The organism is Burkholderia sp. BCC1972, assembly GCF_905339605.1.
GTDB lineage: Bacteria > Pseudomonadota > Gammaproteobacteria > Burkholderiales > Burkholderiaceae > Burkholderia.
The window spans coordinates 110,998-130,682 of sequence record NZ_CAJPGH010000012.1 but is presented as its reverse complement, the minus strand read 5'-3'; the positions used below and the strand labels follow the sequence as shown (position 1 = coordinate 130,682).

The window sequence follows — 19,685 nt, the reverse complement described above, 5'->3', positions numbered from 1 at the left end:
GTAGTGCGCGCGCTTGACGATGGAATGAAAAATAAAAACGGCCGCGAACATCGTGTTCGCGGCCGTGTGCGGCGTGCTTGCTGACGGCTGTTGTCAGGGTTGCTGACAGCCGCTGACGCCCGTCGCGACTCAGCGCAGCGCGTCGATCAGCTTTTCGAGCTTCACCGCATCGGCGGCAAATACGCGGATGCCTTCGGCAAGCTTTTCGGTCGCCATCGCTTCGTCGTTCAACTGGAAGCGGAACGATGCCTCGTCGATCGCGACGCGCTCGGACGGCTTGTCCTGCAGCGATTCCGGCGACAGCTTGCGCGCGACCGTCTCGTTGCTGTCCTGCAGCTTCTGCAGCAAATCGGGACTGATCGTCAGCAGGTCGCAGCCGGCGAGTTCGGTGATCTGGCTCGTCGTGCGGAAGCTCGCGCCCATCACTTCGGTCGTGTAGCCGAACGTCTTGTAGTACGTGTAGATGCGGCGCACCGACTGCACGCCCGGATCGTTCGCGCCGCCGTCCTTCTCTTCGTTCCATTCCGCGCCGGCCTGCTTCTTGTACCAGTCGTAGATGCGGCCGACGAACGGCGAGATCAGTTGCGCGCCGGCTTCCGCGCACGCGGCGGCCTGCACGAGCGAGAAAAGCAGGGTCATGTTGCACTTGATCCCTTCCTTCTGCAGCACCTCGGCCGCGCGGATGCCTTCCCACGTCGACGCGAGCTTGATCAGGATGCGCTCGCGGCCGACGCCGGCTGCTTCGTACAGCTTGATGAGCTCGCGGCCCTTGTCGATCGAGCGTTGCGTGTCGAACGACAGGCGTGCGTCGACTTCGGTCGACACGCGGCCCGGGATCAGCTTCAGGATCTCGGTGCCGAATGCGATCAGCAGGCGGTCGATGATGAAATCGGTGCTTTCGTTGCGATGATCGCGGACGGTTTTCTCGAGGATCGGCTTGTACGCATCCTTCTGGACGGCCTTCAGGATCAGCGACGGGTTGGTGGTCGCGTCCTGCGGCTTGTATTGCGCAAGCTGCTGGAAATCGCCCGTGTCGGCGACGACGGTCGTGTACTGCTTCAGCTGGTCGAGTGCGGTAGTCATGGCGATTCGGAAGAAGGGCGCGGGGCGCCGGGTTCTCACGGGCCGCGCGAGCGCGGCGGCGAAGCGAAGCGGCGCAGGGCGCCGCTTCCGATCCATCATTTTAGGCCCGATTCGTGTCGAGCACGTTTTGGCGTGCCCGAGGCGTGCCGCAACGCGCGGCGAGCCGCGTCACGCGGGGCGTCTGGCGTTCAGGATCACCTGCGTGACGATCCCCGCGACGAGCCCCCAGAACGCCGAGCCGATCGACAGCAGCGTGAGGCCCGACGCGGTGACCATGAACGTGACGAGCGCGGCTTCGCGCTGCTTGACGTCCTGCATCGCGTTCGCGAGCCCGCTCATGATCGAGCCGAACAGCGCGAGCGCGGCGACCGATACCACGAGCGCCTTCGGCAGCGCGGCGAACAGCGCGGCGATCGTCGCGCCGAAGATGCCGGCGACCAGGTAGAAGGTGCCGCACCACACGGCGGCCGTGTAGCGCTTCGCATGATCCTCGTGCGCTTCGGGGCCCGTGCAGATCGCGGCCGTGATCGCTGCAAGGTTCACGCCGTGCGAGCCGAACGGCGCGAGCAGCAGCGATGCGAGGCCGGTCGTCGCGATCAGCGGCGACGACGGTGTCTGATAGCCGTCCGCGCGCAGCACCGCGATGCCCGGCACGTTCTGCGACGCCATCGCGACGACGAACAGCGGAATGCCGATGCTGACGATCGACGCGATCGAGAACGCGGGCATCGTGAACACGGGCTGCGCGAGCGCGATGTGGAAGCGGCTGAAGTCGAGCAGGCCGAGCCCGCCGGCCACCGCCGTGCCGACGATCAGCGTCGTCACGATTGCATAGCGCGGCGCGAGCCGCTTGACGATCAGGTAGGTGAAGAACATCGCGAGCACGAGCGCGGTCTGGAACTGCGCGGCGCGGAAGATCTCGATGCCGATCTCGAACAGGATGCCCGCGAGCAAGGCGGCTGCGATGCCGGCCGGAATGCGCTTCATCAGCGTGTCGAACAGGCCGCTCACGCCGACGGCCGTCAGCAGCAGCGCGCACACGACGAACGCGCCGATCGCCTCGCCGTAGGGCACGCCGGGCAGCGACGCGATCAAGAGCGCGGCGCCGGGCGTCGACCACGCGACGACGACGGGCGCGCGAAACCGCAGCGACAGGCCGATCGTCGTCACCGCCATGCCGATCGACAGCGCCCAGATCCACGACGAGATCTGCGCATCGGTGAGGTGGGCGGCGCGGCCGGCCTGGAACATCAGCACGAGCGAGCTCGTGTAGCCGGTCATCATCGCGACGAAGCCGGCGACGAGCGCCGACACGGACGTATCGGCGAAAAAGCGGCGGCCGCCGGCGCGGCTGGCGCTCGCGGTGGGCGAGGTGTTCATGCTATCTCCGGAGGGAGGCCGCTCGGACGCGGCCTTTGTATCTGCGACGGGGTTGCGTTACTTGCTGAGTGCGCGCATCGCGGTTTCGAGGCCGGCGAGCGTAAGCGGATACATGCGATGGCCGAGCAGGTCGCGGATCACCGCGACCGACTGCCGGTACTCCCATAGCCGCTCGGGCTCGGGGTTCAGCCAGGCATGATGGGGGAACTGGTCGGCGAGGCGGCGCAGCCACACGGCGCCGGCTTCCGGGTTGTTGTATTCGACCGAGCCGCCGGGCTGCAGCACTTCGTACGGGCTCATCGTCGCGTCGCCGACGAAGATCAGCTTGTAGTCGGGCGTGAACTTGTGCAGCACGTCCCACGTCGCGGTGCGCTCCGAGTGGCGGCGGCGGTTGTTCTTCCACAGGTGGTCGTACACGCAGTTGTGGAAGTAGAAGAATTCGAGATGCTTGAATTCGGCCTTCGCGGCCGAGAACAGCTCTTCGGTGCGCTTGATGTGGTCGTCCATCGAGCCGCCGACGTCGAGCAGCATCAGCACCTTCACGTTGTTGTGGCGCTCGGGCACCATCCGCAGGTCGAGCCAGCCGGCGTTCGCGGCCGTGCTGCGGATCGTGCCGGGCAGGTCGAGCTCCTCGGCCGCGCCTTCGCGCGCGAAGCGGCGCAGCCGCCGCAGCGCGACCTTGATGTTGCGCGTGCCGATCTCGACCGAATCGTCGTAGTCGCGATAGGCGCGCGCTTCCCACACCTTCACCGCGGTGCGGTTGCCGTTCGACGGGCCGCCGATGCGCACGCCTTCCGGGTTGTAGCCGCCGTGCCCGAACGGCGACGTGCCGCCCGTGCCGATCCACTTGTTGCCGCCTTCGTGGCGTTCCTTCTGCTCGTCGAGCAGCGCCTTCAGGCGCTCCATCAGCTTGTCGAGCCCGCCCATCGCCTCGATCTGCGCCTTTTCCTCCGGCGACAGCTCGCGCTCCAGCCGCTTCTCGAGCCAGTCGAGCGGAATGTCGAACGCTTCGGACGGCAGCGTGGACACGCCGTGGAAATACGCGCCGAACGCCTGGTCGAACTTGTCGAAGTACTGCTCGTCCTTGACGAGCGTCATCCGCGCGAGGAAGTAGAACGCGTCGATCGACGGCGAGATCAGCCCGGCCTTCAGCGATTCGAGCAGCGTCAGGTATTCCTTCACCGAGACGGGCAGCTTGGCTGCGCGCAGCGCGTAGAAGAAATTGAGCAGCATGGCCGGGCCTTCGCGGGTGAGGGGGGATTACCGGTTGTGCCGGTTCATGTAGACGAGCCGTTCGAGCAGGCTCAGGTCCTGCTCGTTCTTCAGCAGCGCGCCCGCGAGCGGCGGCACGATCTGCTTCGCGTCCGCGCCGCGCAGCGCGTCGGCCGGGATGTTCTCGGCGAGCAGCAGCTTCAGCCAGTCGAGCAGCTCGGACGTCGACGGCTTCTTCTTCAGGCCCGACACGCCGCGCAATTCGAAGAAACTCTCGAGCGCCGCGCGCAGCAGCTCCTCGCGGATGTCGGGGAAGTGCACCGCGACGATCTTCTGCATCGTCGACGGATCGGGAAACTGGATGTAGTGGAAGAAGCAGCGGCGCAGGAACGCGTCGGGCAGCTCCTTCTCGTTGTTCGACGTGATGATGACGAGCGGGCGGTGCTTCGCGCGCACCGTCTCGCGCGTCTCGTACACGTGGAACTCCATCCGGTCGAGCTCGCGCAGCAGGTCGTTCGGGAATTCGATGTCGGCCTTGTCGATCTCGTCGATCAGCAGCACGCTCGGCTGCTCGGCGTCGAACGCCTGCCACAGCACGCCCTTGACGATGTAGTTCGAGATGTCCTTCACGCGCTCGTCGCCGAGCTGCGAGTCGCGCAGCCGCGATACGGCGTCGTATTCGTACAGGCCCTGCTGCGCCTTGGTGGTCGACTTGATGTGCCACTGCAGCAGCGGCATGTCGAGCGCGGCGGCCACTTCCTCGGCGAGCATGGTCTTGCCGGTGCCGGGCTCGCCCTTGATCAGCAGCGGGCGTTGCAGCGTCAGTGCGGCGTTGACCGCGAGCTTCAGATCGTCGGTGGCGACGTACTGCGAGGACCCTTCGAAACGCATGGCGGCGCTCTTCTTCATCGGGAAAAAACCCAGTATAAGTCAGAAGGGCTGTCCGGTTGGGCCGCGCCCGCGTATCGTTGCGGGGCTGTGGCGGGGCGAACGGGGCCGCCGTATGGACGCGTTCCCCGCCGACGCGGTACAATCTGGCCGTTTTTTTTGGCCTGCGTGGCGATCCGATAAGCAAAACGGCGCGGGCCGTTGCCGCTTTGGCGCCAGTTTCCCCTCAAGCTAGGTTACAAGAGCTATGAACAAATTCGTCGGCAAACACGTGGTTGTCGCAGCGCTCGTGGCGCTCGCGGGCAGCGCGCAGGCGGCCGGTGTGGTCGGCAACCCGAAGGACGGGGCGGGCAAGGCCGCCATGTGCATCGGTTGCCACGGCATCCAGGACTACCGCGCGGCGTATCCGGAGGTCTACCGGGTGCCCGTCCTCGGCGGCCAGAACCAGCAATATCTCGAGAACGCGCTGAAGGCCTACCGCAAGAAGGATCGTCACTTCCCGTCGATGAATGCGATCGCCGGTTCGCTGACGGACCAGGACATCGCGGATCTGTCGGCGTACTACGCCGCGCAGAAGGCCGACACGAAGGACAACCCCTACAAGTAAAGCGCGCGCCGCCGATCTCTCCGGCGGGACAGGAGCATTCATGAACAACGCATTCAAGACGGCGGCGGTGGCACTGGCGGCCGGCCTCGCGATCGGTACCGCGCACGCAGCGGACATCACGAAGGGCAAGGAACTGGTCGAATCGCACAACTGCGCGGCCTGCCACGGCGCGCAGCTGAACAAGCCGATCAACGCCGAATACCCGCGCCTGGCCGGCCAGCACGCCGACTACCTCGTGTGGGCGATGCGCCAATACCAGATGGGGCTGACGAACCCGCTGCTCGGTCGCAACAACGCGATCATGCAGGCACAGGTGCAGAACCTGTCGGTCAGCGACATGAAGGACATCGCGTCCTACATCGAGTCGCTGAAGGAAACCGATCTCGTGTTCAAGAAGTAAGCGCGACGGGCCTCACGGGCGCTCGCAGCAACAATACCCCGCCTCGGCGGGGTATTTTTTTGCCGGCGACCGGGCGAAACCCGGGGCGGACGTACGGGCGCCGTGCGCTTAGTCGCGCGACGCGCGGCGCAGGATGCGCTGCAGGTACGCGTCGGTATCGGGCGGCGTGTTCGTGCGCTGCGCTTCCCAGATCGTCTCGCCGAGGCATTCCATGATCGCGTGCTGCGCATCGTGGGTCGAGTCGAGCTTCGCGGCCAGCTTGTCGTGCGCGGCGCGGATGCCGGGCGGCTGGTCGATCGACAACTGCTCGCTGATCGCGAGGTGCATCGACAGGTGCAGGAACGGGTTCGTCCGGCCTTCCTCGGGCGTGTAGTTGCGCGCGGCCGCACCGTCGGCATCGGCGAGCTCGTCGTGGTATTCGGGATGCTCGACGATCCAGTCGGCTGCGATCGCTTCCAGCGGCGTCAGGATCTCGCCCGCGCGCTGCTTGCGCCAGGTCTCGGTGAAAAAGCGACGCACATCGTCGCGGCTTGGATTGAACATGGTGGGGAAACGTCGTGATTCGGGCGGCGTCATGCCGCGTCGGGCATTGTACGCCGGGTCGGCGGACGGTGCTGGCGGCGAGCGAGGACGACCCGTGCGGGGCTGGCCGGCCGCGGCTGCCCGCGCAGAGCCGCGGAACGGGTAAGCGCGGGCTAGGGCCTGTTCCCGCTAATAACGGGCCAGCCCCACGAATGAATTTTTCCAAACAGGGGAACGTGCCTTGCCGGCCGTATTGCGGCGTCGCGCGTCGCTTGTTTGGCTCGGCCAAACGGCGCTCCTTGCTTCTTGCACTGCAGCCGGCAAGGCTCGTTCGCAAGCCCGTTATTAGCGGGAACAGGCCCTAGGCCGGCCGCCGCTGCACCGCTACACTCCGACGACTCCCGTCACGGCGCCTCGCTCACCCGTTTCATCATGACCGCTACCGTCCGCCCATCGTCCGCCGCCCTGCAGGGCACGCTCTACGTCGCGTTGTCCGCCGCCGCGTTCGGCGCGATGGCGATTTTCGGCCGCTACGCATATGCGGCCGGCGTCGACGTGCTCGGGCTGCTGATCGTGCGCTTCGCGATCGGCGGTGCGGTGCTTGCCGCGATCGCACGGCACCGCCGCGTCGCATGGCCGCGCGGGCGCGCGCTCGTGCCGCTCGTGGCAATGGGCGCGGCCGGCTACGTCGGGCAGTCGTTCTGCTATTTCAGCGCGCTGCAGCACGCGCAGGCGAGCCTCGTCGCGCTGCTGCTGTACCTGTATCCGGCGTTCGTCACGCTGCTGGCCGCGTGGTGGCTCGGCGAACGCCTGACGCGCGCGAAGGCCGTCGCGCTCGTGCTGTGCGTCGCGGGCTCCGCGCTGATGGTCGGCGGCGGGCACGGCGAGCCGCTCGGGATCGCGCTCGCGCTGGCGGCCGCGGTGATCTACTCGCTGTACATCGTCGGCGGCACGAAGGCGACGCGCGGCGTCGATCCGCTCGCGACGACCGCGATCATCTGCCTGTCGGCCACCGCGACGCTCGTGGCGATCGCCGTCGTGCGGACCGCGGCGTTCGGCGTGCCGCCGCGCTGGCCCGCGACGGGCGGCGGCTGGGCGTCGATGCTCGCGATCGCGCTGGTATCGACGGTCGCGGCGATGCTCGCATTCTTCGCCGGGCTCGAGCGGCTCGGGGCCGCGCGCACGTCGATGCTGTCGACGCTCGAACCGGTCGTGACGGTCGCGCTCGCGGCGCTGCTGTTCGGGGAGGCACTGTCGCCGCTGCAATGGGCGGGCGGTGTCGCGATTCTGGCGGCCGTGCTGGCGCTCGTGCGCGCAGGCGGCGCGGCGGCCGACGACGCGACGGCGACATCCAACGCGTAGCCGCAGAGGCGGAAGCCGGGTATGCCAGTGCGGCACCTACGGAATCGGACGGTGCCGGCGCGGTTCGGTGCGGCGCATGTCCGTTGCGCCGGATGCTTACTCGTTGGGCGGCGGCGTCTTCGGCCGGAATTCGCACAGCGGCTCGATCGCGCAGTGCCAGCACTCGGGCTTGCGCGCCTTGCACACATAGCGCCCGTGCAGGATCAGCCAGTGATGTGCGTCCTGCAGGAATTCCTTCGGTGTGAACTTCTCGAGTGCGGCCTCGACGGCCCGCACGTCCTTGCCCGGTGCGAGCCCCGTACGGTTCGCGACGCGGAAGATATGCGTGTCGACCGCGATCGTCGGCTGGCCGAACGCGGTGTTCAGCACGACGTTCGCGGTCTTGCGGCCGACGCCCGGCAAGCCTTCCAGCGCTTCGCGATCGGCCGGCACCTCGCCGTCGTAGCGCTCGAGCAGGATCCGGCACGCCGCGACCACGTTTTTCGCCTTGGTGCGATAGAGACCGATCGTCTTGATGTACTCGGTGACGCCTTCCTCGCCAAGCGCGACGATTTGTCGCGGGGTGTTCGCGACCGGGAACATCTTTCGCATCGCCTTGTTGACCGACACGTCGGTCGCCTGCGCGGACAGCATCACGGCGATCAGCAACTCGAACGGTGTCGAGTATTCGAGCTCGGTGGTCGGATGCGGATTGAGGCTCTGCAGCGTTTCGTAGATCGCGCGTCGTTTGCTGGCGTTCATGGAGCGTTCTTGTCGGGCGGCGCGGAGGGGCTGCCTGGGTCGTCGTTGCCTGCGTCGTTCTCTTGATCGTTGCCGCCTGCAGCCGCGGCGTCGGCGTCGCGCTGCGCCTGCTGTTCGGCGAGCCGCTTGCGGCGCGCCTCGGCCGCATCGATCTGCGCCTGGACGGCCGCGCTCACGCCTTCGGTGTTCTTCGGCCCGGCGCCTTGCCCGGACAGTTCTTCCTTCTTCTTGCGCGCACGCTCGAGCGCGGCGGCGATGATCGCGCGTTTCTTCGCGTCGGCGTCGTCGGCGGCCGGTGCGGCTGCGGGGGCGTCCGGCTGCGCCGCAGGCTGTTCCGCGGCCGGCTTCGCGGCACTGGCCGCGCGGCGTGCGGCGGCGCGCGCCTCGGCGGCTTCACGCTCGCGGCGCTGGCGCGCGAGCCGCAGGTCGTGGCGTTCGCGCGCGGCATCGGCCTGCGCCTGCGACCATGCATCCCAGCCGGTGCGCTCGCCGGTCACCGGCAGCATCGCGATGCAGTCGACCGGGCAGGGCGGCACGCACAGATCGCAGCCGGTGCACTGCGCCTCGATGATCGTGTGCATCTGCTTCGGCGCGCCGACGATCGCGTCGACCGGGCACGCCTGCATGCACAGCGTGCAGCCGATGCACAGGCTTTCGTCGATGAAGGCGACCGCGCGCGGATGCTCGCTGCCGTTGACGGGATTCAGCGGAATCACCGGCTTGCCGAGCAGGCCCGCGAGGCGCGCGATGCCTTCGGCGCCGCCGGGCGGGCACTGGTTGTAGTTCGCATCGCCGGCGGCGATCGCCTCGGCGTACGGACGGCAGCCGTTATAGCCGCACTTCGTGCATTGCGTCTGGGGAAGCAGATCTTCGATGCGATCCGCGAGTGTTTTGGAGTCGGTCACGGTGACAACGGGCGCAGCGGCGCCGAATGGCTCTCGGCCGCGTCGGGCGCAGCCGGAAAGGTTTGCCAAAGCTCGATTATCGCCGATTTCCCGCATTGCGCTGGACGCCGTCTGTGCGCATAATCGAACCGCTTTTTTGCAGGGGCTCAGCAGGAGGGCGGCCGCACGCGGCGCGCCCGTTCCAGGGCGGCCGGCGCCAACGCGGTGGGGGTGTCGGTCCGGATCAAGCGGCTCACATAGCAAAGCGCCACCATGAATCAGCCAAAAATCAAAAGAGATCCTGAAGGTACGCGCCGCCGCATCCTGATGGCGGCAGCCGAAGAGTTCGCGAGTGGAGGGCTGTTCGGCGCACGCGTCGACCAGATTGCGCGGCGGGCCGAAACCAACGAGCGCATGCTCTATTACTACTTCGGCAGCAAGGAGCAGCTGTTTACGGCGGTGCTCGAACACGCGTTCTCCGCGCTGACCGAGGCCGAGCGCGTGCTCGATCTCGACGGCGTCGCGCCGGTCGAAGCGGTCACGCGGCTCGCGCATTTCGTTTGGGACTACTACCGCGACCATCCGGAGCTGCTCAGGCTCATCAACAACGAGAACCTGCACGAGGCGCGCTACCTGCACAAGTCGACGCGGATCCGCGAGATGATGTCGCCCATCGTCGCGAAGCTCGGCAACGTGCTGATGCGCGGCCAGAAGGCCGGGCTGTTCCGCAGCGACATCGATCCGCTGCGCTTCTACGTGACGCTGTCGGGGCTCGGCTACTACATCGTGTCGAACCGCTTCACGCTCGCCGCGACGCTCGGCCGCGACTTCACCGATACCGACGAGCGCGCGGAGATGGTCCGGATGAACACCGAGGTGCTGCTCGCGTATCTGCTGCGGCGCTGACGCGGCAAACGAACGAGCCGATGAGCCGCCCGCGCGCGGCCGCAGCCGGATAAAAAACGCCGCCGTTGCGCCAGGCAACGGCGGCGTTTTTGCGTCGGAACGCGACGCGTCAGGCGGCCTTGCGGGCTCGCACGGTCTTGGCGCGCGGGCTGCCTGCCGCGCGTTTCGCGGCGGGCGCGGCCTTTGCGGCGGGCGTCCTGGCGGGCGCGACCGTCACGGCCGGCGCCTTTGCGCGCGTGCGTTTCGCGGCGGTGGCGCGCACGGCCGTTTCCGGCTCCGGCTTGGCGGCCGGCACGACGCCGATCGCAGTCGCATCCTGGGCATCGACGGGCAACTTCGTCGCGCCGTGCTTCGGCTCCGGCGCATGCTCGCGGATGAAGTCGCGCAGCTGCGGATAGATGATCGTGCGCCAGCGTCGGCCCGAGAAGATCCCGTAGTGGCCGCATTTCTCGGCGGTCAGGCTGCGGCGGTCGTCTTGCGGGATGCCCGTGCAAAGCTCGTGCGCGACGTGCGTCTGGCCGCTGCCCGAGATGTCGTCGAGTTCGCCCTCGATCGTCATCAGTGCGGTGTGCTTGATGTCCTGCGGCCGCACGCGCTCGCCTTCGACGTCCCACGTGCCTTCCGCGAGCCGGAACTCCTGGAACACGACGCGGATCGTCTCGAGGTAATACTCGGCGGCCATGTCGAGCACCGCGTTGTACTCGTCGTAGAACTGGCGGTGCGCTTCGGCGTCTTCCTCGTCGCCGCGCAGCAGGCTCTGGTAGAAATCCCAGTGCGACTGCGCATGCCGTTCCGGGTTCATCGCGACGAAGCCGGTGTGCTGCAGGAAGCCCGGATAGACCTGGCGGCCTTCGCCCGGATAGTTCGCGGGCACCGTGTGGATCACGTTGTTCTCGAACCACGCGGTCGAGTGCTGCGTCGCGAGCGAGTTCACCGACGTCGGGCTGCGGCGCGCGTCGATCGGGCCGCCCATCATCGTCATCGTGAGCGGCGTATCCTCGCCGCGGCTCGCCATCAGCGAGATCGCCGCGAGCACCGGCACCGTCGGCTGGCATACCGAGATCACGTGCAGGTTGCGCGCGCCGATGTGACGGATGAATTCCTGGATGTACGCGATGTAGTCGTGCAGGTGGAACGGGCCCGTCTCGACCGGCACCATCCGTGCGTCGATCCAGTCGGTGATGTAGACCTTGTGATCCTGCAGCAGCGTGCGCACCGTGTCGCGCAGCAGCGTCGAGTGGTGGCCCGACAGCGGCGCGCAGACCAGCACGACCGGCTCGTCCTTCAGTTGCGTGACCGCATCGGCATCATCCGAGTAGCGCTTGAAACGCAGCAGCCGGCAGAACGGCTTCTCGATGATCGTCTGCTCGACGATCGGGATGTTGTGGCCGTCCTTGACGATCTGATGAAGGTTGAATTCAGGTTTCTCGTAATCCTTGCCGAGCCGGTACATCAGTTCGTAGGCGGCGGCCATCCGGGTTGCGCCGGGCATCAGCGAGAACGGGCTGGACGGGTTGGCGAACGATTTGGACGCGGCCTGGGCCCAGGCCGTGAGCGGGCTCAGCATGGCCCGCTGGAATTCGTGCAATTGGTAAAGCATGCAGACTACTCCCGCGTGGGGGACGGTGCGCAAGGGCGGCGTGGGGCGTCGCGGCGTGCCGTAGGGGTCAGCGGCCGGCCATGGTGCACTGCGGCCGGACAATCGCGTCGATCATATCGGACAACGATGGGTGGTGCAATGCAACATTTCCCCGATTTTTCATCAAATTTTTGCGATTTGACGATCTCTGACCAAGCCGCCCGCGCCCCCGTCCAACCGCCCGTCAACGCCCCGTCGCCACGGCCGGCGCGGGCTGGCCGGCCGCGCGCGCCATCGCGTCTTCGTGGTGCATCAGGTTCATCGCGGTATGCACGAGCGCCACGTGCGAGAACGCCTGCGGGAAGTTGCCGACGAGCCGTCCGGCGACCGGGTCGTACTCTTCCGCGAGCAGCCCGAGGTCGTTCGACAGCGAGAGCAGCCGGCTGAACAGCCGGTGCGCGTCGTCGATCCGGCCGAGCAGCGCGTAGTTGTCGACCAGCCAGAAGCTGCACGCGAGAAACGTGCCTTCGCCGGGCGGCAGGCCGTCGTCGTACTCGGTCGTGCGGTAGCGCATCACGAGCCCGTCGTGCAGCAATTCGCGCTCGATCGCCTCGACCGTGCCGACGATCCGCGGGTCCTCCGGCGGCAGGAAGCCGAGCAGCGGCATCAGCAGCACGCTCGCGTCGAGCTCGTCGCTGCCGTAGCTCTGCGCGAACGCCTGCTTGCCTTCGTGCCATGCGTTGGCGCAGACGTCGGCATGGATCTGCTCGCGCAGCGCGCGCCAGCGGTCGAGCGAACCGGGCAGCCGGAACATTTCCGCCGACTTGATCGCACGGTCGAACGCGACCCACGCCATCACCTTCGAGAACGTGAAATGGAGACGGCCGCCGCGCGTTTCCCAGATCCCTTCGTCGGGTTCCCGCCAGATCTTCTCGAGATGATCGAGCAGCGCGCACTGCACGGACCAGACCGTGTCGTCGGCCTGCAGGCCGCCAACGCGCGCGAGGTGCAGCGCGGCCATCACCTCGCCGAACACGTCGAGCTGGAGCTGGTTCGCGGCGCCGTTGCCGACGCGAACCGGCTTCGAATCCTGATAGCCGGGCAGCCAGTCGAGCTCCATTTCCGGCAGCCGGCGCTCGCCGGCGATCCCGTACATGATCTGGATCTGCTCGGGCGAACCGGCCATCACGCGGCCGAGCCACGTGCGCCATGCGCGCGCTTCGTCGTAGTAGCCGCCGCGCATCAGCGCGAGCAGCGTGATCGTCGCGTCGCGCAGCCAGCAGAAGCGGTAGTCCCAGTTGCGGCTGCCGCCGATCTTCTCGGGCAGCGACGTGGTCGGCGCCGCGACGATGCCGCCGGTCGGCTCGTACGCGAGCGCCTTCAGCGTGATCAGCGAACGGCGCACGGCTGCCGCGTAGCGGCCCTGCACCTGGCAGCGGCCCGACCATTCGAGCCAGTAGTTCTCGGTGCGCGCGAGCATCGACAGCGGATCGCGCGCGGGCGGCAGCCGCATGTGCGACGCCGCGTAGCTGAGCGAGAACGGCACGCGTTCGTCGGCGCCGACCGTGAATTCCGCGAGCGTATGGAGATTCTTGCCGGTGAGCGGCACCGGCGTGCGCAGCACGACGGTGTCGGGGCCCGCGATCGCCTTCATGCCGTCCTCGCGGGTGAGTTGCGTGACCCACGGGACCGAGAAGCCGTAGTCGAAGCGCAACACGAGTTCCATGCGCATCTTCATCGTGCCGTGGCGGCCGACGACGATCCGCACGAGTTCGGACCAGCCGTTGCCGGGCGGCATGAAGTCGATCACGGTGACCGCGCCGTCGGCGCTTTCGTAATCGGTTTCGAGAATCAGCGTGTCGCCGCGATAGCGGCGCGTGGTGTGCGTGATCGCGGCGTCGGCAGCCGGCGCGAGCAGCCAGCGGCCGTGCTCGGGCGTGCCGAGAAGCGCCGCGAAGCAGGCGCCCGAATCGAAGCGGGGCCAGCACAGCCAGTCGACGGAGCCGTCTTTCGAGATCAGCGCGGCCGTATGGCCGTCGCCGACGAGGGCGTAGTCTTCGATCAGGGCGGGCATGGGCAGGCGATCCTTGGATATTCGTATTCACAATGCGGACGGCGGCGGCCGGGCTTCACGCCCGAGCGTCGCGCCCCGTATACTCGGCCGGGCGGCGGAGCGCATGAACGGCCGGCGTTTCGTCCTATCTCAACACTTGAAGCGACTCGATGCAAGGAGGATTCAATGCCCAACCGTTTACGCGAGCGTGACGCACGCGCTTCGGCACGAGGGTTCCCGCTTAGGTTCGCTCACTGGATGAAAGGTTTCGCGATCGTGCTCTCTTTGTCCGCGACCCATGCATTCGCACAGCAATCGCCCGCACCGGCCGACGGCGTCTACAACCTGCTGGTCGGCACCTACACGGGTGGCGGCAGCGACGGCATTTATGTTTACCGCTTCGATACTAAAAACGGCAGCGTCGCGCCCGTCTCGTCGGCGAAGACCGTGAACCCGTCGTATCTGTTGCCGAGCCGCGACGGTCGCACCGTCTACGCGGTCAACGAACTGCCCGGCGACGACGGGCCGGCGTCGCAGCGCGGCGGCGTCAGCGCGTTCCGCTTCGATGCGAAGACGGGCGCGCTGAGCTTCATCGACCGCGTGTCGTCGGAAGGGAACGATCCTTGCTATCTCGCGCTGTCGCCGGACGGCAAGTACCTCGTGACGGCCAACTACTCGGTCGCGAAGGATCCGGGCGGCAGCTTCGCCGTGTTTCCGCTGCGCGACGACGGCGCGGTCGGCGCGGCCGCGCTGGCCGTGCACCATGAAGGCACCGGGCCCGTGAAAGGCCGCCAGGACGGCGCGCACGTGCACTCGACGGTGTTCTCGCCGGACGGCCGCTACCTGTTCGTACAGGATCTCGGCGCGGACAAGATCTACGGCTACCGCTACACGGTGGACGGCAGCCGCGGGCTGATCAGCCCGACCGACACGCGCTACACGCCGGTGAAGGCCGGTTCGGGCCCGCGTCACATGGTGTTCGGCGCCGATGGCCGGTTCGCGTACGTGACGAGCGAGCTCAACGCGTCGGTCGAGGTGTTCGGCTATCACGACGGCAAGCTGACGCCGGTCGAGACGGTATCGATGACGGCGCCGGGCTTCAAGGGCAAGGTCGGCGGCGGCGCGATCCACCTGTCGCCGGACGGCCGCTTCCTGTACGCGACCAACCGCGGCGACGCGAACGATCTCGTGATCTACGCGGTGAACCAGGCCGACGGCCGGCTGAAGCACGTCGGCCGCCAGTCGAGCCTCGGCAAGACGCCGCGCGAGTTCCTGATCGATCCGACCGGCAAGTGGCTGATCGTCGGCAACCAGGACAGCGACACGTTCTACGTGTTCAGCCGCGACGTCGAAACGGGGCAGCTCGGCGCGAATCCGCAGAAGGTCGCGGTCGGCAAGCCGGTCGACTTCAAGCTGGTGCCGGTGCAGTAAGTGCGCAAGCCGTAAATGGAAAGAGGGCGCTGCCGATGCAGCGCCCTCTTTTTTTCGGGGCGGCGGGTTTCCCGGCGCGCCCGTATCGATCGACAGCGGCCGTCCGGCCGCCATGCTCAGTCGGCCGCGGCAGGCACGAGCACCTCGCGGCTGCCGTTGATGCCCATCGCCGACACGAGCCCCGCCGCTTCCATCTGCTCGACCAGGCGCGCCGCGCGGTTGTAGCCGATGCGCAACTGCCGCTGCACCGACGAGATCGACGCGCGCCGCGTGCGCACGACGAACGCGACGGCTTCGTCGTACAGCGGATCGGCTTCCGCGTCCGGCGCTTCGCCGAACAGGTCCTGCGTCGCGCCGTCGGCGGCCGGGCCGTCGAGAATGCCTTCCTCGTACTGCGGCTCGCCGAACTGCTTCAGGTACTCGACGATCCGGTGCACTTCCTCGTCGGCGACGAACGCGCCGTGCACGCGCTGCGGATAGCCGGTGCCCGGCGGCAGGAACAGCATGTCGCCCATCCCGAGCAGCGATTCGGCGCCCATCTGGTCGAGAATCGTGCGCGAGTCGATCTTCGACGACACCTGGAACGCGACGCGCGTCGGGATGTTCGCCTTGATCAGGCCCGTGATCACGTCGACGGACGGACGCTGCGTCGCGAGGATCAGGTGGATGCCGGCTGCGCGCGCCTTTTGCGCGAGGCGTGCGATCAGCTCTTCGATCTTCTTGCCGGCGACCATCATCAGGTCGGCCAGCTCGTCGATCACCACGACGATCAGCGGCAGCTTCGACAGCGGCTCGGGATCCTCGGGCGTCAGCGAGAAGGGGTTGCCGATCTTTTTTTCCTTCGCTTCCGCGTCACGGATCTTCTGGTTGAAGCCCGCGAGGTTGCGCACGCCGACGGCCGACATCAGCCGGTAGCGCTTCTCCATTTCGCCGACGCACCAGTTCAGCGCGTTCGCCGCGAGCTTCATGTCGGTGACGACCGGCGCGAGCAGGTGCGGGATGCCTTCGTAGACCGACAGCTCCAGCATCTTCGGGTCGATCATGATGAGCCGCACGTCTTCCGGCGTCGCCTTGTACAGCAGCGACAGGATCATCGCGTTGATCGCGACCGACTTGCCCGAGCCCGTCGTGCCGGCGACGAGCATGTGCGGCGCCTTCGCGAGATCGGTGACGATCGGGTGGCCCGTGATGTCCTTGCCCATCGCGATCGTCAGTTGCGACTGCGAATGCTGGTACTCGCGCGACGCGAGGATTTCCGACAGGCGGATCATCTGGCGCTTCGCGTTCGGCAGTTCGAGGCCCATGCAGGTCTTGCCGGGAATCGTCTCGACGACGCGGATCGACGTGAGGCCGAGGCCGCGCGACAGGTCCTTCATCAGCCCGACGATCTGGCTGCCGCGCACGCCGAGCGCGGGTTCGATCTCGAAGCGCGTGATCACGGGGCCGGCCGATGCGCCGACGACCGTCACCGGCACCTTGAATTCCTGCAGCCGCTGTTCGATCACTTGGGCGGTTTGCGCGAGGTGTTCCTCGGTGATGGTTTCGACGTCGTCGGACGCGGGCTCGAGCAGGTCGAGCGTCGGCAGTTCGACGCTGAACGTCACGGGCGCGTGGAATTCGAACGCGTTCGGGCGCGGCTGGCGCACGGGGATGTCGGGGGCCGCCGTGTCGGCTGCGGCCGGCTCTGGTGCCATTGCGGTCGTCGTGCCGGCCAGCGGGGCTGCCGCGAGCGCCGGCGGGGTAGCGATCGCTGCCGGCATCGACAGGCTCGTGCCGGGAATTGCCGGTTGCGGCGCCGCGGACACATCGTTCGACACGGACCAGCTTGCCGACGGTGCGGCAGGGGCGGGCGGTGTCGTGAACGTCGTGGTGGCGGCTACGGCTGGTGTGAAAACGCTCGACGGCGCCTGCGCCGCGGCCGTTGCGCCGACGGAGGCCGGCGATCCGATCGCGGCGGCGGGCGGCACGGGCAGGCTGGTTGCCGGCTGCGGTGCGATTGCGCCGGATGCGCTCGACGTGCTCGATGCGCCAAATGCCGCGCCGTTCGACGAGATTGCCGTGCTGGCCGGGAGCGTCGGTGCCGGCGCGGAAGGTTGCGTCGCAAGCGGGACGGACGTGAAATTCACGGGCGCCGGTGCTGCGGGTGCTTGCGCGGTCGAACCCGGCGCGCCGGTCGTCGACGGCGTCGCGGCGGGTGTCGTGGTCGTCTCGGGCGTCGATGCGCGGGAGACCGAACCGTAAGTCATGCCCGTAACGCCGACCGGTGCCGCCGACGCGGCGGATGCAATGGTCGACGGCGATGAGGCCGGTTGCGACGGCGAAGTCGATGCCGTGCCGGTCACGCCGGCCGGTGACGTTGCGGAGGCGTCAGGCGCGACACTCGAAGCGGAGACAGGTGCCGGTGCGGTCGAGCCGTAGGCCGTGCCGACGAACGGCGACTCAGTCGCGGCCGACGCGGCCGGTGCCGCGGCAAACGGTTGAATCGCCGGTGATGTCGGCAGTTGTGCGGAAGCGGTCGCAGGGGCCGTTGCCGGTTGCACCGTCGGCGAAACCGGCGGCGTCCAGTGCGTGACGGGCGTGCTGGCTTCGGCGCTGGCCGACAGCGGTGCCGCACGCTCCGTCGCGGCCGGTTGGGCTGCTTCAGGTGCGGGGCTCGACGCGGGCAATGCCGACGTCGTCGCAACCGGCGTCGTCCCGGATACGGCGCGCGCCGGTGTGCCGGCGATCGACGCAGAGGGGAGGGCCGCAGACGGAGCGATGCCGCCGGCGGGCGTTACGTCGGCGTGCGCGCCATCGGCACTCGGCGGCGCGTAGGCCGATGCAGGCCGATCGATTACCGGGGCGCCGGTATCGACGAACACTGCCGGATTGCGTGCGGGGATCTCGTTGACCGCCGCTTCGTCCGCCCGTTGTGCGAAGGCGGCGGGGGCCGGCTCCGCTTTCGCCGCGCCTGCCGGCGATTCCGCAAGCGGGTGCCCGGCCGATGCGTCGAACGCGGAAACCGACGGGCTGCCGAGGTCTTCCCACGGCGCGAGATCGACGGCGGCATCGAACGACGGCGCCGGCGCGATCCCGTGTGCGGGTGCGGCGGGCGCATCGTCGACGTGACGGATGGCGTCGTCGGCGTGATGCGACAACGCGGCATCGTCGCTGCCGGTGCCGGCATTCGACAGCGCGTGCGGTGCGGCGTCGTCGAACGTCGGGGCGCCCCAATCGGCGATCGTCGCGGGGATGCCGGGCTCTGCCGGCATGAACGCATCGAGCACGATCGGCGCGCCGTCGTCGTATGCAGGCGCGGCATCGTGTTCGACCGGAACGCCGGCGTCATGGGCTGCGAGACCGTGCGTTGCGGAGACGAATGCGTTCGACACGGCTGCCGCTGCCGGTGCGGCAACGCTGCCTGCTGTCGCGGCCACCCCGGCCACGGCCGCGGCGGCCGTCATTGCCGGCGTTGCATCGGCCGACTGCGCGCCACCCAGCGTCGCCCATTGCGCGGTGCTGGCCTCGATCGAACGCAGCGTGTCGTGAACGCTCGGCGCCGGCGTGATCGGCGCGGCGGGCTTTTCCGTCCACGCATAGAGCGGCGCACGCGCCGGCGCGGGCGGCACCGGGCGGCGGCGCGCCGTGTCTTGCGACACGCCGGCCGCGGCCGTTCCCGTGACCGGACGTACCGGCGGGCGCTGCGGCGACGTGCCGGCCGCGCGCGGCGCGACCGCGGCACGCGGCGGCGTCTGCTTCAGCGCAGCGGTGGCCGGCCGCGCGGCAGTCGGCCGCGGCCGGACCGGTTCGAAACCGACTGGAAGCGGGGCCGGATCGGGGCGCGGCACTTGCGAGTTTGCGGCCGCGCGCGCGAGGCTCGCGGTGCTGCCGGTCGTGGGCGGCGGCATCGCGCTGGTCGGGATCGGCGCGGGGGGCGCCACCGGCGTGCGCTGCGGCGCGGTCGGCTTCAGCCAGCCAGACGGCGCGACGGGTTCCGTGTGCGGACGCGGCGGCGTCTTGCTGCGCGGCTTCGGCCGCGCCTGCGGGTCGGGTTTCCACAGCGTCGGGCGCGAATACCGGCCGTTCTGGCGCGGCGCCATCGAGTTGACGGTATGCGCGGTGGTCGGCTGCACGATGTCGTCGTCGCGATGCAGCGCGCTGCGCGGCAGGTCGGCGATCCCGCGTGCGTCGTCGTCGCCGCCGTCGCGCGACAGCTTGACGCCGAACGACGTGTCGACCCACGCGGCGAACTGCCGCCAGCCGATGCCGGTCAGCCAGGGCAACCCGGCGAAGAACAGGACGACCATCGCGACCGGCGTGCCGATCGGGCCGAGCAGATGGGCGAAGCCTGAGGAGAACGCATGGCCGAGCGCGTTCGTGTCGGGGCCCGACAGCGGGCTCGTCAGCGTGCAGCTTGCGACGAATACCGCGGCGAAGCCGAGCCACAGGCGGATCGAGCCGCGGCCGGCGAGGCCGCCGCCGCCGGGCAGCATCGCCTGCACGAGACGCCAGAAGAGGAGGAGGAACCAGACGGCGGAGATGCCGAACCAGCCGAAGACAACCGTGTGCATGCTTTGAAACAGGAGTGGGGCGGGGCGCGCGAGGCGCGACCCGCCGAGTTTAACCGGCCGGCGAACAAGATTCTCGGGCGGCGTGAA

Annotated in this window: 15 protein-coding genes; 5 read left to right on the top strand and 10 right to left on the bottom strand. The window is 68.3% G+C overall.

The features are described 5' to 3' along the window. Positions 1-129: 129 nt before the first annotated feature. The 4 genes from tal to U5798_RS18785 form a co-directional block, all read right to left on the bottom strand. Positions 130-1,083 carry a transaldolase gene (gene tal, locus U5798_RS18800; protein ID WP_322082841.1) on the bottom strand — a complete coding sequence of 318 codons (954 nt, stop codon included), beginning with the start codon at positions 1,081-1,083 and terminating at the stop codon, positions 130-132. Between the two features lie 168 nt (positions 1,084-1,251). Beyond that, on the bottom strand, positions 1,252-2,463 hold the full coding sequence (locus U5798_RS18795; protein ID WP_322082840.1) for a benzoate/H(+) symporter BenE family transporter: 1,212 nt from the start codon (positions 2,461-2,463) through the stop codon (positions 1,252-1,254). Between the two features lie 57 nt (positions 2,464-2,520). Continuing rightward, entirely contained in the window at positions 2,521-3,696 is a 1,176-nt protein-coding gene (locus tag U5798_RS18790) for a vWA domain-containing protein (RefSeq protein WP_059233533.1), read from the bottom strand. A 27-nt stretch (positions 3,697-3,723) separates the two neighbouring features. Continuing rightward, complete coding sequence (locus U5798_RS18785) at positions 3,724-4,566, bottom strand: AAA family ATPase (protein ID WP_059236665.1); 843 nt, start codon at positions 4,564-4,566, stop codon at positions 3,724-3,726. A 244-nt stretch (positions 4,567-4,810) separates the two neighbouring features. On the opposite strand from U5798_RS18785, the gene U5798_RS18780 reads away from it, so the two are divergent. After that, a complete protein-coding gene (locus U5798_RS18780; RefSeq protein WP_124452937.1) occupies positions 4,811-5,170 on the top strand; it encodes a c-type cytochrome in 360 nt (119 codons plus the stop codon). Positions 5,171-5,210: 40 nt separating this feature from the next. Further along, the gene (locus tag U5798_RS18775) at positions 5,211-5,570 is read left to right on the top strand and encodes a c-type cytochrome (protein WP_124452939.1); all 360 of its coding nucleotides are present in this window, start codon (positions 5,211-5,213) and stop codon (positions 5,568-5,570) included. Between the two features lie 108 nt (positions 5,571-5,678). On the opposite strand, the gene U5798_RS18770 is transcribed toward U5798_RS18775, so the two are convergent. Next, the gene (locus U5798_RS18770) at positions 5,679-6,146 is read right to left on the bottom strand and encodes a DUF1841 family protein (RefSeq protein WP_371090871.1); all 468 of its coding nucleotides are present in this window, start codon (positions 6,144-6,146) and stop codon (positions 5,679-5,681) included. Positions 6,147-6,524: 378 nt separating this feature from the next. Here U5798_RS18770 and U5798_RS18765 point away from each other — a divergent pair, with 378 nt between their 5' ends. Beyond that, positions 6,525-7,454, top strand: a complete 930-nt coding sequence (locus U5798_RS18765) for a DMT family transporter (protein WP_124452941.1) — start codon at positions 6,525-6,527, stop codon at positions 7,452-7,454. Positions 7,455-7,550: 96 nt separating this feature from the next. On the opposite strand, the gene nth is transcribed toward U5798_RS18765, so the two are convergent. Beyond that, on the bottom strand, positions 7,551-8,195 hold the full coding sequence (gene nth, locus U5798_RS18760; RefSeq protein WP_124452943.1) for an endonuclease III: 645 nt from the start codon (positions 8,193-8,195) through the stop codon (positions 7,551-7,553). Further along, positions 8,192-9,196: an electron transport complex subunit RsxB gene (rsxB, locus tag U5798_RS18755; RefSeq protein ID WP_322082839.1), complete on the bottom strand. Its 1,005-nt coding sequence runs from the start codon at positions 9,194-9,196 to the stop codon at positions 8,192-8,194. Before rsxB ends, nth begins: the two co-directional genes overlap by 4 nt. A 156-nt stretch (positions 9,197-9,352) precedes the next feature. Between rsxB and U5798_RS18750 the strand changes: the two genes are divergently transcribed. After that, entirely contained in the window at positions 9,353-9,985 is a 633-nt protein-coding gene (locus U5798_RS18750) for a TetR family transcriptional regulator (protein WP_069747402.1), read from the top strand. 109 nt (positions 9,986-10,094) lie between these two features. Here U5798_RS18750 and U5798_RS18745 read toward each other — a convergent pair whose 3' ends face one another. Continuing rightward, positions 10,095-11,585, bottom strand: coding sequence for a polyhydroxyalkanoate depolymerase (locus tag U5798_RS18745; protein WP_322082838.1), 1,491 nt, complete (start codon positions 11,583-11,585; stop codon positions 10,095-10,097). Between the two features lie 223 nt (positions 11,586-11,808). After that, the gene (locus U5798_RS18740; RefSeq protein ID WP_124452950.1) at positions 11,809-13,638 is read right to left on the bottom strand and encodes a glycoside hydrolase family 15 protein; all 1,830 of its coding nucleotides are present in this window, start codon (positions 13,636-13,638) and stop codon (positions 11,809-11,811) included. A gap of 165 nt (positions 13,639-13,803) precedes the next feature. On the opposite strand from U5798_RS18740, the gene U5798_RS18735 reads away from it, so the two are divergent. Beyond that, positions 13,804-15,048 (top strand): lactonase family protein, encoded by a 1,245-nt coding sequence (locus U5798_RS18735; RefSeq protein ID WP_322082837.1) that lies wholly within the window; start codon positions 13,804-13,806, stop codon positions 15,046-15,048. Between the two features lie 116 nt (positions 15,049-15,164). On the opposite strand, the gene U5798_RS18730 is transcribed toward U5798_RS18735, so the two are convergent. Beyond that, positions 15,165-19,325 (bottom strand): DNA translocase FtsK, encoded by a 4,161-nt coding sequence (locus tag U5798_RS18730; protein WP_415859505.1) that lies wholly within the window; start codon positions 19,323-19,325, stop codon positions 15,165-15,167. Positions 19,326-19,685: the final 360 nt, after the last annotated feature.

Coding starts and splice junctions, on each gene's coding strand:
- tal (WP_322082841.1), bottom strand. CDS start 1,083: ATGACTACCGCACTCGACCAGCTGAAGCAGTACACGACCGTCGTCGCC.
- U5798_RS18795 (WP_322082840.1), bottom strand. CDS start 2,463: ATGAACACCTCGCCCACCGCGAGCGCCAGCCGCGCCGGCGGCCGCCGC.
- U5798_RS18790 (WP_059233533.1), bottom strand. CDS start 3,696: ATGCTGCTCAATTTCTTCTACGCGCTGCGCGCAGCCAAGCTGCCCGTC.
- U5798_RS18785 (WP_059236665.1), bottom strand. CDS start 4,566: ATGCGTTTCGAAGGGTCCTCGCAGTACGTCGCCACCGACGATCTGAAG.
- U5798_RS18780 (WP_124452937.1), top strand. CDS start 4,811: ATGAACAAATTCGTCGGCAAACACGTGGTTGTCGCAGCGCTCGTGGCG.
- U5798_RS18775 (WP_124452939.1), top strand. CDS start 5,211: ATGAACAACGCATTCAAGACGGCGGCGGTGGCACTGGCGGCCGGCCTC.
- U5798_RS18770 (WP_371090871.1), bottom strand. CDS start 6,146: ATGACGCCGCCCGAATCACGACGTTTCCCCACCATGTTCAATCCAAGC.
- U5798_RS18765 (WP_124452941.1), top strand. CDS start 6,525: ATGACCGCTACCGTCCGCCCATCGTCCGCCGCCCTGCAGGGCACGCTC.
- nth (WP_124452943.1), bottom strand. CDS start 8,195: ATGAACGCCAGCAAACGACGCGCGATCTACGAAACGCTGCAGAGCCTC.
- rsxB (WP_322082839.1), bottom strand. CDS start 9,196: ATGCGGGAAATCGGCGATAATCGAGCTTTGGCAAACCTTTCCGGCTGC.
- U5798_RS18750 (WP_069747402.1), top strand. CDS start 9,353: ATGAATCAGCCAAAAATCAAAAGAGATCCTGAAGGTACGCGCCGCCGC.
- U5798_RS18745 (WP_322082838.1), bottom strand. CDS start 11,585: ATGCTTTACCAATTGCACGAATTCCAGCGGGCCATGCTGAGCCCGCTC.
- U5798_RS18740 (WP_124452950.1), bottom strand. CDS start 13,638: ATGCCCGCCCTGATCGAAGACTACGCCCTCGTCGGCGACGGCCATACG.
- U5798_RS18735 (WP_322082837.1), top strand. CDS start 13,804: ATGCCCAACCGTTTACGCGAGCGTGACGCACGCGCTTCGGCACGAGGG.